Raw genomic sequence first — 14,869 nt, 5'->3', positions numbered from 1 at the left:
CCGTGACGGCCGGGGCTTCGTCGTCTGCGGGGTCAGGCGGGAGTGAAGGTGATCGGCAGGGCGCTGACGCCGTACACCGAGCTGAGGTCGGGGAACCACTCGACGCCGGCCGGGTCGGCGATCCGGTAGTCCGGCATCCGGGTGAGGACCTCCTCCATCATGACCAGGAACATGGACCGCACGATCCCGGCGCCCAGGCAGAAGTGCTGACCGCCGCCGAACGCGACGTGCCGCCCCGCGTCGCGGTCCAGGTCGACAGTGCCCGCGTCGGCGAAGACCCCCTCGTCGCGGTTCGCCGACGCCCAGGTGAGCATCACCCGGTCGCCTTCGGCGAGCTGCCGGCCGCCGAGCTCGGTGTCCGCTCCGACGCTGCGGTTCGTCGCCTGCACCGGCGACACCCAGCGCAGGAACTCCTCGCCGGCCTGCGGGATCAGCGACGGATCGGCGATCAGCCGGTCTCGCAGCTCCGGGTTGCGGGCCAGGTGCCACAGGGCGGTCGCGGTCAGCGTCGAGGTGGGGTCGATGCCGAGCAGCAGCAGGTAGAGCATCGACACGATGTCGTCGTCGCCGACCGGCGCGCCGTCGATCTCCGAGCGTCGCAGGTGGTCGATCAGGTCGTCGTGCTCGGCGTCGCCGCGGGTGTCCATCGCCTCGATGATGTCCAGGCAGGCCATCTGAGCGGCGTCGCGGGCGCCGTCGAGGTCGTGCGGTGCGCTCAGCAGCGCCTCGTGCACCAGGTCGTCCACGTCCCGCCAGCGGTCCTCCGGCACGCCGATGTCGCGCATCGTGATGATGGCCGGCAGGCGCAGCGTGAGGGCGTCCACGATGTCGCAGCTGCCGTCGGCGATCACCGCGTCCACGCAGGCGGCGGCCAGCGACCGGAACTCGGCTTCGCGCGCGGCGACGCGGCTGGTGGAGTAGAAGCGGGCCAGCAGCTTGCGGTACTTCAGGCACTGCGGGCTGGCCACCTCCAGCGGCACCAGCCGGCCGGTGTGCCCGAGCGGCGGGATGCTCACGCCCTGCACGGTGCCGTCGGCCAGCACCTGGGCGGTGCGGAAGTTGGTGTCGCGGGCGGCCGAGGCCACTTCGGCGTGCCCGGCGGCCACCCAGTAACCACCCCAGGCGCCGGTGTGCTTGACCGGGCAGCCGGAGCGCAGTTTCTCGTACGTCGGAAAGGGGTCGGCGGCGATCTCCGGCGCGTGCGTGTCGAAGTCGATGTCGGTGTCGATGTCGGTCATCAGGATCCTCCTGCGTCGATGAGCTCGGGCCGGGGCTGCGCGGTCACGGTGAGCCGGGCGGTGGCCGCGGCCAGCCGCGTGGTCACCTCGGCCGGGTCGGCGCCGCGCGCGATGACGTAGCCGAGCCGGTCGTAGGCGCTGCGCGGCGGCCGGATCTCGGCGCCGGCCGGCGCCGTGACCACCACGTCGCAGACGCCCGGCACGGCGCGCGCCCCGGCGACGCCCCGCACGTCCTGGAGCACGCCCGTCTCGGCGGCGGTGACGAACTGGATGCCGGCCGCGCCACGCCGGTCGCGGGTCAGGTCGACCGGCAGTCCGGCCGCCCACCGCAGTTGTTGTTCGAGGATGTCGACGCCGTCCACCAGCCGGATCAGCTCCGGAATCATGCCGCCGGCGGGCCGGCAGTTCACCTCGATCACCGAGCAGCCGCCGGCGTCGCGGCGCAGTTCGGTGTGGGTGGCGCCGTCGCGGATGCCGGCCGCGGTCAGGACCCGCGCGACCATGCCGGTCAGTTCGGCGGCCACCGCCGCGGGCACGCCGGCCGGATAGACGTGCCGGACCTCGGCGCAGTACGGCGGCGCGGTGACGGTCTTCGCCACGATGCCGAGGCAGACCGCACGGCCGGCGACCGAGAACATCTCGACGCTGTACTCCGGCCCGTCGACGAACCGCTCGACGAGCGCGACCGGTGCGGCCGGTTGCCCGCGGACGTTGGTGCGTACCGCGAGAATCCTGTCCACCTGCTCGGCGACCTCGGCGCCGGTGACGCAGACGCGCACGTTCGTCGAGCCGGTGTCGTCGACCGGCTTGACCACGCAGGGCAGGCCGATCCGGCCGAGCGCCGCCCGCGCGCCGGCCGCGTCGGACACCACGGCGAACGGGGTCTGCGGCACTGCGCTGCCGGCCAGCCGCCGGCGCAGCGCCGCCTTGTCCCGGCAGGCCCGCACCGCGTCCGGCGGGTTGCCCGGCAGTCCCCGCGCCGCGGCCAGCTCGGCCGCCGCCACCGCGTAGAACTCGCTGGTGGTGGTGATACCGGCCAGGTCGTCCCGGGGCACCGCATCGGCCAGCGCGGCCGGCGAGTTGGTGTCACAGGTGATCACCTCCGGCGCCGCTTCGGTGAGCCCGCGGTAGCGCTCCGGCCGGTGCGTCAGCAGGACCGGGCGCAGACCCAGCCGGCGTGCGGTGCGCAGTGCCACCATGCCACTGCCGGTGGTGTTGGACTCGACGAAGATCAGATCCGGCACGGCGCGCCTCCCACGGTGGCGTCCGTCAGATCCCGGACCGACCAGCCGGACACCACCTGGCCCGACGGCACCCGCTCCGGCTCCTCGGCGCAGCGCAGATGGCCGAGCCCTTTCTCGGTCCAGTAGTCGTCGTCGTACACGGTCGAGTGGTAGCGGTCGCCGCGGTCGGCCATGATGCCGACGACCGTGGTGCCGGCCGGCGCCGTACGGCTGAGATGGGTGAGCACCCGGTAGACCGAACCGGCCGTGTTGCCGGCGAACACCTTCTCCCGGGCGGCGAGCTCGCGGGTGGCCTCGAACGCCTCCCGGTCGTTGAGCCAGTGCACCTCGTCGAGCAGCGCGTGGTCCAGGTTGGCCGGCATCAGGCTGTTGCCCAGGCCACCCTGCAGCCGACCGGGCCGGTCCGGCTGGCCGAACAGCACCGAGCCCACGCTGTCCACCCCGACAACGCGTACCCGGGGCAGGTATTCGCGCAGCGCTCGCGAGGTGCCGCACAGCGACCCCCCGCTGCCGACGGCGCCGACCAGGATGTCGACCGTGCCGAGGTCTTCGTACAGCTCAGCGGCCAGGTTCCGATATGCCCGCGGGTTCTCCGGGTTGGTGTACTGCCGCGGCCAGAACGCGCCGGGCATGGTCCGCATCAGTTCTTCCAGCATCTCCAGCCGGGCGCTCTGCCAGCCGTTGCCGGTCATCCGCGGGACGACGTGCACCCGGCAGCCGAGTGAACGCAGCTTCGCCATGGTGATCGGGTCGATCCGCGGATCGGTGACGATGTGCACCGGATGGCCGAGGGCGGTGCCGACCAGCGCCACGCCGAGCGCCATGGTGCCCGACGAGCTCTCCACGATCGGTGCGCCCGGCAGCAGCTCACCGGCCTCACGTGCGGCCAGGATCGCTCCCTTGGCCACCCGGTCCTTCATCCCGAACTGGTTCTGCAGTTCGAGCTTGGCGTACACCCGCACGCCGGTCTCGGCGCCGGTGGCCAGCCGCACCAGCGGCGTGTGCCCGATCGCGTCGATCACGCTGTCGTAGCGCATCGTTCCTCCTCGGTGTCGTGCGCGAACATCTCGGTCAGCCGGTCCGCCACGTCGGCGCGCCGGCGCCGTTCGGCGGACCGCCGATCCAGGTCCGCGAGGTCGCCGTCCTGGGCGCTCAGCAGCTCCGCGACGGCGGCGGGATGAGCCGAGGCGTGTTCCGACTTCATGGTCAGCAGGCGGTCGGGGTCACCGGCCGCGTCGAGCAGCCCGGCGGCGTCCGGCACCGTCCAGCCGTGCCGGGCGGCGACGGTCACCAGCAGCTCGGGGCGGGGTTCGTCGTCGTCCGGGCCGGCTGCCACCACGTACTCGCCGACGACGACCTGCGCCAGCCGCCACGGCATCCCGGTGCGCAGGGTGAGCTGGTTGGCCAGCGTGAAGGCGCCGAGGTGGTGACCGCGGCACGCCGATCGCATCCGCTCGGTATCGCAGCTGAGCCGTTCCAGCACGCAGGTGAGCAGGCGTAGCAGCGACTCCAGGCCGGACAGCCCGGCGTCCAGCCCGGACACGCCGCCCTCCTTGGCCACCTCGACACTGTTGCTGTACGGGGTGGCGCGCTGTGCTGTGGCCGTGTCGGCGTACCAGGATGTGAGGTGTGCGGTCTTGCCCCGGATGCGTTCCAGAATCGGGAAGTTCTTCTTCTGCGGCATCGCCGACGAGATGCCGGACAGCTCGTCGGGCAGGTCGATCAGCTGCGCGCCGCCCCAGGACATCAGGTCGGTGACGAACCGGCTCAGTGTCACGCCGGTGGTCGAGCACTCCGCCGCCACCTCGAGCACCCAGGTGCGCGACGCCACGGCGGTGAGCGGATGGGGTTGCGGCGCCGCGAAGCCGAGCAGCCGGGCCATCCGGTCGCGGTCCCACGCCAGCTCCTGCCCCGCCATCGCGCCGGCGCCGAGGGGGCACAGATCGATGTCGTCGTACGTGGAGAGCAGCCGGCGGGCCGCATGGATCAGGTATCCGGACAGGGCGGCGAGGTGGAACCCGGCCGTCACCACCTGCGCCGCCTGGAAGTGGGTGTAGCCGGGCATGGGCGTCGACCGGAACTCGCCGGCGCGGCCGTGCGCCACGCGGGCGCAGGCCAGCATCGTGTCGATCGCACCGAGCAGCCGCCACCGGCCGTGCATCAGCTGCGCGCAGGCCTGCAGGTCGTTGCGGCTGCGGTCGACGTGCCACATCGGCACCGGCGCCGGCAGGCGGCCGGCCACGTGCCGTTCCAGCGCGAACGCCAGGTCCGACATGTTCTCGTCCGGCGCCGGGCGCAGGGTGCCCGCGTCAGCGGTGTCCAGGGCACGGGCGATGTGCCCGGCGTCGGCCGCGCCGATCAGGCCCATCCGCCGGTACTCCAGGCAGATCACCTTCTCGGCCCGCACGTACCACGGCAGGAGATGGGCCAGGTCGAACTCGAACTGCGGACGCAGGATCTCCTCGTGCAGCAGTTGTGCCGGCCCGGCGGCGATCCGCCCGGTCAGCCGTGCCTGGGTCTCGCGTGCCTGCATGGTCTGTCCCTCCGCCGGTTGGCCGCCGTCTCGAGTCACAGCCTTCGCGAGGGCGCTACCGCAGGGCTTTCCCCGGGCTATCGCGAGGAAGGCAATAGGACTTCCGGTCAGGAAAGCGCGACGAAAGGAGGGCGCCTTAGCGTCGACATCGACAACCGACCTCAAGGAGGAGGATCCAATGTCGACGTTCCGAGACGCCAAGTGGGGCTGAGCAGATGACGTCCCGCCCCGCGGCCGGCGTTCACCGCCGGCCGCCGGGCGGTCACCCGGGCTGCGCGGCGATGCTGTTCAGCTGATGGAGGGCGCGCGCTCGCCAGTGGCGGGCGTCGAGCTGATCGAAGAGAGCGATCGCCCGGGAGGTGTAGGAGACCGCCAGGTCGGCCTCCTCCTGGCCGGCGTGCACCGCCCCGATCGCCAGTGTCACCCGCCCGACCAGCAACTGGTCGGCGCCGTGCTCCGCCAGCCCGGTGGCCTCGTTGAGCACCGCCCGCGCGTCGGCGAAGCAGCCCTGGCGCAGCCGCACCAGCCCGGTGCCGTACAGCACGTGGGCCTCGCCCACCCGGTCACGACTGGCCCGCACCATCCGCAGTGCCTGCGAGAACGAGCGGTCCGCCTGCTCCAGTTCGTCGCGTTCCAGATGGACGGTGGCCTGCAGCGTCTGCAGCTGGGCGATGAGCCGCTGATTCTCGATCGACCGGGCGATCTCGCGCGCCACGGCGCAGTGCCGCCCGGCGGTGTCGAGCTCGCCACGCTCCAGATTGATGTAGCCCATCTGGTAGAGCACGTGCGCCGCGCCCGCGCGGTCGCCGGCCGATTCGAGGGCCGTGATGGCCTCGCCGTACTTGTCGAGAGCGGCGTCCATCCGGCCGTGCGCCTGATCCAGCCAGGCGAGGTTGCGCAGCGCCAGCGCGGCGCCGTGCGGATCGCCGAGGTCGGCGAAGATCTGATGGGCGGCGGCGAGCCGCGCGCCGGCGCTGTCCAGGCGGTGCTGATTCATCTGCAACGTGCCGTCCGAATACAGCATGGCCGCCTCGCCGCGCCGGTTGCCGGCACGCAGGACCGCCGGTAGCGCCACCTCCACCGTGTCGCGCCAGTCGCGGAAGTAGCTGCGGGCCTCGAACAGCGTGCTCATGCTCAGGGCGAGGTCCCAGCACGACTCGTGGTCGCCGATGTCCGCCGCCTGGCCGATGACGGTCAGCAGACTGGTGCGTTCATCGTCCAGCCACTGCATCGGGTCGGCGAGGATGCGGTCGACCAGGCCGGCCGAGAGCTCGCGCCGGGGGGACCCGCCGTGGATGAGCGTGTAGTTGCCGCCGTACGCCCGGCGGTGGGCCTCGTCGGACAGGAACAGCCAGCCGGCGATGAGCCGGCGCAGCGCGGCCAGCCGCTCCGCGGTCGGATCGGTGGCCAGCCGCTCGCGCGCGAACATCCGGATCAGCTCGTGCAGCCGGTAGCGTGTGCCGCCGGCGGTCCGGACCACGTCCAGCAGTTGCGCGTCCACCAGGCTGTCCAGCACGTCGGCCGCGGTGTCGACGTCCCAGTCCAGCAGCGGCCCGGCCACCCAGTCGGGGAACTCCGCCGTCTCGCACAACGTCAGGCGGGCGAGCAGCAGGCGGCCGTCGTCGTCCAGGTCCTCGAAGCTGACGTTGATGCTGGACCGGATGTCGCTGCCGGCGTAGGCCAGCCCGTCGAGGCGGTGCTTCTCGTCGCGCAGCCGTTCCACCAGCCGGCCGATCGGCCAGTGCGGGCGCGCGTTCAGCCGGGCGGCCGCCACCCGCAGCGCGAGCGGCAACCCGCCGCACTGGTTGACCAGCTCCAGGGCGTAGGTCGGTTCGGCCACCACCCGTTCATGGCCGAGGAGCCGCTCGAGCAGGGCCACGGCCGAGCCCGGCTGGAAGACGTCGAGGTGGATGCGGTGGGCGCCGGACAGCCCGCCGAGCCGGGTCCGGCTCGTCACCATGACCAGGCAGCGTCCGCTGCCGGGTAGCAGCGGCAGGATCTGCGCCTCGTCGGTGGCGTCGTCGAGGAGCACCATGACCCGCCGCCCGGCGAGGCGGTCGCGGTAGAGCGCCACGCACTCGTCGATCTCGTCGGGAATCGCGCTGCCCGGTACGCCGAGTGCCCGCAGGAAGCGGCCCAGCACCCGCTCCGGGCTCACCGGCCGGCCGTCGCTGTCGCGGACCTCGGCGTACAGCTGCCCGTCCGGGAACTGGGCGGCGAGCTCGTGCGCGGTCCGCAGCGCGAACCGGGTCTTGCCCACCCCTCCCTTGCCGGAGATCGCCACGATGACCGGTGTGGCCGAGCCGTCGTCCGACCCGGCGGCCCGGACGAGGTCACGGACCTCGGCGACGGTCTCGGTCCGGTTGGTGAAGTCGGCGATGTCCGGCGGCAGCAGCCGGGGCACCAGCACCGGGTCCGGCGCGGCGGGCAGGTCCTCCGGTGCGCCGTCGGTGTCGCTGGTCAGGATCTCCATCTGCAACTGACGCAGCTCGGCGCCCGGTTCGACGCCGATCTTGTCGATCAGCTCGCGGCGCGCCTCCTGGAACGTCGCCAGGGCGTCGGCCTGGCGACCGGCATGATGCAGCGCGGTCATCTGCAGGGCCCGCAGCCGGCCGCGCAGCGGATGCTCGGCGACCAGCGACATGAGGTCGTCGATGACCTCGTGGTGCCGGCCCAGCTGCAGCTGCAGGTCGATGTACTCCTCGGTGGCCCCGAGCCGGCGTTCCTCCAGGCGCATCGCCACCGACCGCAGCAGCCGGCAATCGATGTCGGCGAGCGGCTCACCGGCGAAGATGGCCAGCGCCTGCTCCAGGGCACGCACGGCGTCCGCCTTCGTGTCCTCGTGCTTGGCCGCGGCCAGCCCCTCGGTGACCAGGGACTCGAAGACCTGCAGATCCAGCTCGCCGTCCTCGATGCGCAGCGCGTAGCCGGGTGGGCGGGTGGTGATGCGGTCCGGCAGACCGGCCGTCTTGAGAGCCCGGCGCAGGCGCGACACGCAGATCTGGATCTGCCCGCGGGCGGTGGACGGCGCGTCCTCGTCCCAGACCGCGTCGACCAGGCGGTCCACCGACACCTGCCGATTGGCGTTCAGTGCCAGCAGCGCCAGCATGACGCGTTCACGAGTGGAGGTCAGATGCAACGTGCCCCGCGGCCCCGTTACCTCGAGCGTACCCAGCACACGGAAAACCCAGTTCACTACCGACTCCCCGGCTCGGCTCGAAAGTCACATCGATCGATCTCCCTGAGCGTGGACATTCATACCGTTGCGCTTCGTGATCTAAACGTGACCGTCGCGCCAAATTCGTTCCGGCACGACAGCGCGGCGATAGGCCGCCGCGATCGAATGGGTTCGCGGGCAGCTCGCAGGGAGTGAGCCGCCGAGCCGGGGGGAACATAACCGGTGCCCCGCCGCTTCGTTGACCACCGGGAGGCGACCTTGAAGACCGACAGCACCGTCCGGACCACCTCCTCGTGGCCACTCGGGCGGCACCGGCCGTACTGGCGATGGTCGGCGGGCGCCCAGCTGACCCGGCTGCCGATCGCGATGGCGCCACTGGCGTTCACCGCGCTGACCACCGCGACGTCCGGGTCGTACGCGACCGGCGCCGCGATCGTGGCCACCATCGTCATCGCCGAGGTGGTGTGCGCGGTCCCGATGGGACGGCTCTTCGACCGCACCGGCATCGTCCGCGGCCTGCGGGCCATGCTGGCCCTCCGCGGCATCGCCTACCTGGGCCTGCTGGCGGCCGCCGTGGCCGGTCTGCCCGCGGGCGCGCTCATCGCCATCGCGGTCGTGGTCGGCGCGCTGGGCGGCGGCCTGCTCGGCGGCTTCCGGGCGCTGCTGACCGAGGTCGTCGGCGAGAAACTGCTGCCCCGGGCGGTCGCCGTCAACACGATGATGGTCGACCTCGTCATCGTGGGCGGCCCGGTGCTGGTCGGGCTCCTGACCGCCCTCTCCACCACCGCCCCGGTGCTGCTGATGGCGGCCGCGTCGATCCTGGCCGTACCGCTGGTGGCGGCCGGCCGGGAAACCGTGCGAGCCACCCCCGTGACCCCCGGCAACGGCCTGCTCCGGACGCTGTTCTGCTGGATCTGCTGCGCCTTCGCGGTCGGCCACCTGACCAGCACCGTCGAGGTGGCGGTGCTGCCCATCGCGGAACGCCTGGACGGCGGCGCGAACGCCGCCGCGGTCATCGTGGTGGTGCTCTCCGCCGCCAGCCTGCTCGGCGGTTTCCTCTACCTGCGGATCAACCGGCCCGGCAACGGCCGCACCGCCGCGGCGCTGCTCGCCGTCCTGGCCAGCGGCGGCGCCGTGGTCGCCTTCGGCGCGTCCTGGCCGGTGGTGATCGTGGGCACCGCGCTCACCGGCGTCTGCATCGGCCCGCTCATCACCATCAATTCGGTGCTGGTCGAGGACGCGCTGCCGACGAACCGCCGTGCCGAGGGCTTCGGGCTCATCAACACCGCCCAGGGCCTGGGCTTCGGACTGGGCTCGCTGAGCCTGTCGGTCATGCCGCTGCGCGCCGGCGGCCTGGTCGCCGTGGCGTCGGCGCTGCTGGCCGCGGCGGTGGTGTTCCGCTACGCCCCGCGCAGTCGACCGGCCGAGCCGGCGCCGGCCGCCTGAGCGGCCGGCGCCTCGGTCACCGGATCGTCAGACCGTGCGCCACCGGGGGTCGTCGGGAGCAGCGCCGAACGTCGCGGACCGGTAGACGGCCACATCACCGGCCAGCGCGCGGCACGCCCCGGCCATTCCGGCCAGCTTGTCCGGATAGGACGGATCGGCGTCGTCGAGCAGGATGCCCAGCGTCGTGCCGCTGTGCGCGGTCACCACACCCAGGCCGTCGAAAGCCGTGCAGATGCCGAGTATCTCGTCCAGCCAGCGCTTCGGGTTCAGCAGCTGGTTGAGCGCGGCGCTGCGGGTGGCGATCCGGCCGACCGCGGGCAGGTCGCCGACCGGCAGCGCGGACAGGATGGCGTCCAGCAGGGCGCTGTACTCCCGCTGGTGTGCGGCGGTGAACGGCTTGGGGCGGTGGTTGAACGCCACGGTGTCCACCTGGCCGCCCTCGTCCACCGCGACGATGGTCACCGGGGGCAGGTCACCCAGCGACGCGCGCAGCCGCACGGAGCGATGGTGATAGGCGACCACGCCGGGGTAGAGCACGCCGTCGGTCGGTTCGATCCGGGCCAGCATCGTCTCCAACCGCCGGCACGGCAGCTCGACGCCAAGGCCGTTGGCCACGGCACGCGCGGTGGCCACCAGGTCCGCCGAGGAGCTGGCCATGCCCTTGCCCTCGGGCAGGGTGCTGTCGATCGACAGCCGGCCACCGGGCGGCGCACCGGCCCAGTCGGTGATCATCCGGGTCAGGCGCAGCGCCTTGGTCTTGTGCGGCGGGCTGACCAGGAGCTCGGGGCTCTCCGGTTCGCTGTGGAAGGTGGCGACCGACCACCGCGCGATCGGCAGGGTGATCAGGAAATCGCCGTCGTGTTCGGGCAGGCGGCCCTGGAGCAGCTCGCCGAAGGTGCCGCAGGCGGCGCCGACGCCGGCGCCGGCGCGCCTGTTCGATCCGGCCAGGAGGGTGGCGACTGCGCTCATCGGGAACCTTCCTCGATTGCGGTGGAGCGGACGGAGAGGACGACGCCGGCGGGTTCCCGGCTCGCCACGCGATGCAGCGTGACCGTGCCGGCCAGCAACTGCCAGCGGCGGAAACCGCGGTCCTCGGCGGCGGCGGGCACGACCACGTGCACCGGGCAGTCCAGCCGATGGCGGGCGGGCCGTTGCTGGGCGGCGATCAGGAAGTCGTCGGCCGCGTACACGTCATGCCGGTACGCCTGGCCGACCAGTTCCATCCGCTCGGCCTTGCGGCCGCCCACCTCGATGTAGGAGCCACCGGCGTGCAGCAGACCGGCGACCTGCCGATTGCTCATGCCGGCGAGCAGCTTCATCTCGGCACGCAGGTCCTCGACCGGTTCCAGCGGCAGTTCACCGAGGAAGACCCGTTCCGGCGCACGGCCGGAGGCTTCGAGCAGGCGTGCGGTGCTGACAGCGAGTGCCGCGCCGCAGCCCTGGCCCCAGAGCATCACCGGGGCCGGCGACAGGGCGCCGATCTCGTGCGCCGCGCGGCGGGCCAGCGCGTCCAGGGGCAGCAGGTCGCTGTGCGCGGCGCCGACGTCGTGCCCGGGCGGCTCCACCGCGTGCACGGCGATGCGCTCGGCGGCCAGCTGTTCGGCCGGCCGGTGAAAGTTCAGCGCGTTCCCGCCCGCGTCCGGCAGGCACACCAGATGCGCGTCCGGGCCGGTGATCGGCGGGGTCAGGTCGTGCAGCAGCGGCGCGTCCGGCTCGGCGCCGCGGTCCACCGCGGTGGCCAGGTCGCGCAGCACCGGGAACTGGCACAGCTGGCTGAGCGACACCTGCCGGTCGAGCCGTTCGAGCAGCCGCACCGCCCCGAGGGAGGTGCCGCCGCGACGGAAGAAGTCGTCGTCGCGGCCGATGCGCTCGACCGGCAGGTTGAGGACCTCGGACCAGGCCATGGCGATCCTGACCTCGGTGGGTGTGGACGGCGCCCGGGCCGAGTCGTAGGCCACCCATTCGTCGTGCATCTCCGACCTCCACTTCGCCAGCGGTCTCACACCCGTCGAGCGTCACCGGACCGCATATCGCGGTGCTATCCGGCGGCCCGTCGCCGGCCACCGGGGTGATGAAAGGCGGGTGATACCGCAGTGCGTGAGGGTGGCCTGGACACTGACCCAGCACAGTGAGGTGGGGACATGATCGAGACCATGACCCGGCCGGCGTCTTCTGTGGACCGGCTGATCCTTCGTTACCGGCTGACCACCGAGGAGGCCGCACAGGCCGAGGAGTTGGCGCGCTCGTGCCTGCAGGCGTACGGCTCGGTGGATTCGCCGCGCTTCCTGGCCGATGCCGGGGTGCTCGCCGCCGATCTGCCGTTCGCTCTCCGGGACCTGGCCAACGTGGCCCGGCTGGACGACCGCAAGCACGCCGTGGTGATCAGCGGCAGCCACATCGACGACGCGCTCCTGGGTGACACGCCGGCCTGCTGGCAGGAGGCGGACACCGCGGAGAGCCGGCTCTACGGCATGCAGCTGGCGCTGTACGCCACGCTGTTCGGTGACGTCGTGGGCTGGGCGACCCAGCAGGCCGGCCGGCTGGTCGCCGACGTGGTGCCGACCCGAGGCCACGAGCAGGTCATCCTCAACTCGTGCAGCACCCGGGAGCTCGCCTGGCACACCGAGGACGCGTTCTCGCCGTACCGCGCGGACTATGTCGGCCTGCTCTGCCTGCGCTCCCCCGATCTGGCGGCCACCACCCTCTCCTCGGTCGACCTGCGCCGCATCCCGGACGAGGTCGCCGCGATCCTGGCTGAGCCGCGGTTCGTGATCCTGCCGGACAACGCCCACGACCCGGACCACAACGCGGGCGCCCAGGCGACCGACGACGAGGCGTTCGACCGGCTGGCCGGCGTGCGCCAGCAACCGCCGCCGGTGGCCCTGCTCGACGGTCATCCGGGCGCGCCGGTGCTGCGCATCGACCGTGACTTCGTGGCCGCCGTCGACGGCGACCCGGCGGCCGAGCGGGCCTTGGCGTGGCTGGTCGGCCACCTCGACCGCAATCTGTACGACGTGCCGCTCGCGGCCGGCGACGCCTGCTTCATCGACAACCGCAACGCGGTGCACGGGCGACGGCCGTTCCAGGCCCGCTACGACGGGCGCGACCGCTGGCTCAAGCGGGTCAACGTGGTCACCGACCTGCGCCGCAGCCGGCCGGCCCGGCAGTCGGCCACCGACCGGGTGATCGGCTGACATGCAGACCCTCGGCCGCATCGCCCCCGCCCTGCTGGAGGACTGGTTCCGCACCAGGTACTTCACCGCCCGCTTCGACATCTCCTGTTCCGGCATGCCGCCGTACCGGATGAGCCGGCTGCGGGAGACCCTCGGCCCGCACTGGCCCGACCTCGACGACATCGACCTGCGCGACAGCCCGTCGCTCGGCGGCGACCGCCTGCGGCACGCGATAGCCGGCCGGTTCGCCCCGGCCCGCACCGACCGCGTGATGGTCACCACCGGCTCCAGCGAGGCCATCTTCCTGGCCCTCACCGCTCTGGTCCGCCCGGGCGACGAGGTGGTCGTGCTGCGTCCGGCGTACCAGTCGCTGTGCTCGATCGCCGAGGCACTCGGCGCCCGCCTGCGCTACTGGGAGCTCGACCCCGCGGACGACTTCCGCCCGGATCTCGACCGGTTGAGGCCGCTGCTCGGCCCCGCGACCAAGGCCGTGGTGGTCAACTTCCCGCACAACCCGACCGGCGCGACGCTGACCGCGCAGCAGTACGGCGAGCTTCTCGACCTGGTCGACCGGCACGGCTGCCACCTGGTGTGGGACGGCGCGTTCACCGAGCTGACCTATGACACCCCGGCGCTGCCCGATCCCGCGGCGGCGCTCGACCGCTGCGTGTCGACCGGAACGCTGTCCAAGTCGTACGGGCTGCCCGGCCTGCGGGTCGGCTGGTGCCTCGCGCCGCCGGAGCTGCTCACCGACATGGTGAAGGTTCACGACTACATCACCCTGAACGTGTGCCCGGTGAACGAGGCCATCGCCGCGGCCGTCCTGGAGCAGGGCGACCGATTCATCGACCGGCACCGCGCGCAGGCCCGGCTCGGCCGCGACGTGGTCCTGGAGTGGGCCCGCCGGCACGCCTTCTCCGTGCCCGTTCCGCTCGGCGGTGTCACCGCGTTCGCCGGCCTGCCGGGCGGCGGCGACGCGACCGGCCTGGCCGCCCGCCTGGCCGAGGAGGACGGCGTCCTGGTCGCGCCCGGCCACTGCTTCGGTCAACCCGGCCGGATGCGCGTCGGCTTCGGTGGCCCGCTGGACGAGCTGCGGCACGGCCTCGACCGGCTCGCCGCCCGCGCCGCCGCCACCTGAGGAGGAATCATGTTGGTGTCGTGCCGTCCCGGATCCTGGCTCAGCGAGCACCGCGACGAGCTCCGCGAGATGCTCACCGTCCACGGCGCCCTGAGGCTGCGCGGCCTCGGTGTGGCGTCGGTGGACGACGCCGTGCGGGTGTCCCGCACGCTGATCGACACGCCGTACATCGAACGCGAGGGCTTCGCTCCCCGCAGAACCCACGAGCCGGGCGTCTACTCGTCCTGCGAGTGGCCGCCCGACCAGCCGATGTGCATGCACCACGAGGTCAGCTACGCCGCCGAGGTCCCGTCCCTGCTGGTGTTCAGCTGCCTGACCGCCCCGCGAACCGGTGGCGCCACGACGATCGCGGACAGCCGCGAGATGCTGCGCCGGCTGCCGCCGTCCCTGGTGGACCGGTTCGCCACGACCGGCTGGCGGCTCGACCGGCACTACAACCCGCTGCTCGGCGTCACCCTCGAAGCGGCCTTCGGCACCGGCGACCCGGCCGCCGTCGATCGCTACTGCCACGACCACGCCATCGAGGCCACCTGGTCCGGCCCCGGCCGGCTGCACACGTCGCAGCGCCGGCCGGCCGTCGTCAAGCACCCGGTGACCGGCGAGCGGTGCTGGGTCAACCAGATCGCGTTCCTCAACGAGTGGACCCTCGATCCCGCCGTCCGCGCCTTCCTGACCCGCGAGTTCGGCCCCGGCGCGCTCCCGTTCACCACGGCCGCCGGTGACGGCACCCCGGTCACACCGGAGACGGTCGGCGTCATCAACGACGCCTACGACCGGTGCCTGCGGCGCGAGCCCTGGCAGCCGGGCGACGTGCTGCTCGTCGACAATCTGCTGGCGGCGCATGCCCTCGACCCGTACGAGGGAGACCGCGAGGTCGTCGTGGCCATGGGTGATCCGGTGCGCCTCAGCTCCTGAGCCG

11 protein-coding genes are annotated in these 14,869 nt (G+C 72.7%); 4 read left to right on the top strand and 7 right to left on the bottom strand.

The genetic code is table 11. The features are described from left to right. Positions 1-32: 32 nt before the first annotated feature. The 5 genes from EP757_RS22665 to EP757_RS22650 all read right to left on the bottom strand — a co-directional run bounded on the left by EP757_RS22665 (position 33) and on the right by EP757_RS22650 (position 8,193). Positions 33-1,238, bottom strand: a complete 1,206-nt coding sequence (locus EP757_RS22665; RefSeq protein ID WP_127549090.1) for a cytochrome P450 — start codon at positions 1,236-1,238, stop codon at positions 33-35. After that, complete coding sequence (locus EP757_RS22660) at positions 1,238-2,482, bottom strand: ATP-grasp domain-containing protein (RefSeq protein WP_232049949.1); 1,245 nt, start codon at positions 2,480-2,482, stop codon at positions 1,238-1,240. Before EP757_RS22660 ends, EP757_RS22665 begins: the two co-directional genes overlap by 1 nt. Beyond that, positions 2,470-3,519 (bottom strand): PLP-dependent cysteine synthase family protein, encoded by a 1,050-nt coding sequence (locus tag EP757_RS43970; protein WP_232049948.1) that lies wholly within the window; start codon positions 3,517-3,519, stop codon positions 2,470-2,472. Before EP757_RS43970 ends, EP757_RS22660 begins: the two co-directional genes overlap by 13 nt. After that, entirely contained in the window at positions 3,501-5,015 is a 1,515-nt protein-coding gene (locus EP757_RS22655; RefSeq protein ID WP_127549088.1) for an argininosuccinate lyase, read from the bottom strand. The genes EP757_RS43970 and EP757_RS22655 overlap by 19 nt, the downstream gene beginning before the upstream one ends. Positions 5,016-5,277: 262 nt before the next feature. Then, positions 5,278-8,193: a BTAD domain-containing putative transcriptional regulator gene (locus tag EP757_RS22650; protein ID WP_127549086.1), complete on the bottom strand. Its 2,916-nt coding sequence runs from the start codon at positions 8,191-8,193 to the stop codon at positions 5,278-5,280. A 258-nt stretch (positions 8,194-8,451) separates the two neighbouring features. Between EP757_RS22650 and EP757_RS22645 the strand changes: the two genes are divergently transcribed. Beyond that, entirely contained in the window at positions 8,452-9,639 is a 1,188-nt protein-coding gene (locus tag EP757_RS22645; protein ID WP_127549084.1) for an MFS transporter, read from the top strand. Positions 9,640-9,666: 27 nt separating this feature from the next. On the opposite strand, the gene EP757_RS22640 is transcribed toward EP757_RS22645, so the two are convergent. Both EP757_RS22640 and EP757_RS22635 read right to left on the bottom strand, forming a co-directional pair. Continuing rightward, positions 9,667-10,608 (bottom strand): kinase, encoded by a 942-nt coding sequence (locus tag EP757_RS22640; protein ID WP_127549082.1) that lies wholly within the window; start codon positions 10,606-10,608, stop codon positions 9,667-9,669. Further along, positions 10,605-11,612, bottom strand: a complete 1,008-nt coding sequence (locus tag EP757_RS22635; RefSeq protein WP_127549080.1) for a thioesterase II family protein — start codon at positions 11,610-11,612, stop codon at positions 10,605-10,607. The genes EP757_RS22640 and EP757_RS22635 overlap by 4 nt, the downstream gene beginning before the upstream one ends. A 168-nt stretch (positions 11,613-11,780) precedes the next feature. On the opposite strand from EP757_RS22635, the gene gntD reads away from it, so the two are divergent. Genes gntD through EP757_RS22620 form a run of 3 tightly spaced genes read left to right on the top strand, consistent with a single transcriptional unit; the run spans position 11,781 to position 14,865 of the window. Further along, on the top strand, positions 11,781-12,833 hold the full coding sequence (gntD, locus tag EP757_RS22630; protein WP_127549078.1) for a guanitoxin biosynthesis L-enduracididine beta-hydroxylase GntD: 1,053 nt from the start codon (positions 11,781-11,783) through the stop codon (positions 12,831-12,833). A 1-nt stretch (position 12,834) separates the two neighbouring features. After that, on the top strand, positions 12,835-13,950 hold the full coding sequence (vioD, locus tag EP757_RS22625) for a capreomycidine synthase (RefSeq protein ID WP_127549076.1): 1,116 nt from the start codon (positions 12,835-12,837) through the stop codon (positions 13,948-13,950). 9 nt (positions 13,951-13,959) lie between these two features. Then, positions 13,960-14,865, top strand: a complete 906-nt coding sequence (locus tag EP757_RS22620) for a TauD/TfdA family dioxygenase (protein WP_127549074.1) — start codon at positions 13,960-13,962, stop codon at positions 14,863-14,865. Positions 14,866-14,869: the final 4 nt, after the last annotated feature.

The organism is Actinoplanes sp. OR16, assembly GCF_004001265.1.
GTDB lineage: Bacteria > Actinomycetota > Actinomycetes > Mycobacteriales > Micromonosporaceae > Actinoplanes.
The sequence above is the reverse complement of the archived record's forward strand: the minus strand, read 5'-3'. Positions and strand labels throughout refer to the sequence as shown.

Excerpts from the sequence above, each read along its gene's own strand:
- EP757_RS22665 (WP_127549090.1), bottom strand. The coding sequence starts at position 1,238 with ATGACCGACATCGACACCGACATCGACTTCGACACGCACGCGCCGGAG.
- EP757_RS43970 (WP_232049948.1), bottom strand. The coding sequence starts at position 3,519 with ATGCGCTACGACAGCGTGATCGACGCGATCGGGCACACGCCGCTGGTG.
- EP757_RS22655 (WP_127549088.1), bottom strand. The coding sequence starts at position 5,015 with ATGCAGGCACGCGAGACCCAGGCACGGCTGACCGGGCGGATCGCCGCC.
- EP757_RS22640 (WP_127549082.1), bottom strand. The coding sequence starts at position 10,608 with ATGAGCGCAGTCGCCACCCTCCTGGCCGGATCGAACAGGCGCGCCGGC.
- EP757_RS22635 (WP_127549080.1), bottom strand. The coding sequence starts at position 11,612 with ATGCACGACGAATGGGTGGCCTACGACTCGGCCCGGGCGCCGTCCACA.
- gntD (WP_127549078.1), top strand. The coding sequence starts at position 11,781 with ATGATCGAGACCATGACCCGGCCGGCGTCTTCTGTGGACCGGCTGATC.
- vioD (WP_127549076.1), top strand. The coding sequence starts at position 12,835 with ATGCAGACCCTCGGCCGCATCGCCCCCGCCCTGCTGGAGGACTGGTTC.
- EP757_RS22620 (WP_127549074.1), top strand. The coding sequence starts at position 13,960 with ATGTTGGTGTCGTGCCGTCCCGGATCCTGGCTCAGCGAGCACCGCGAC.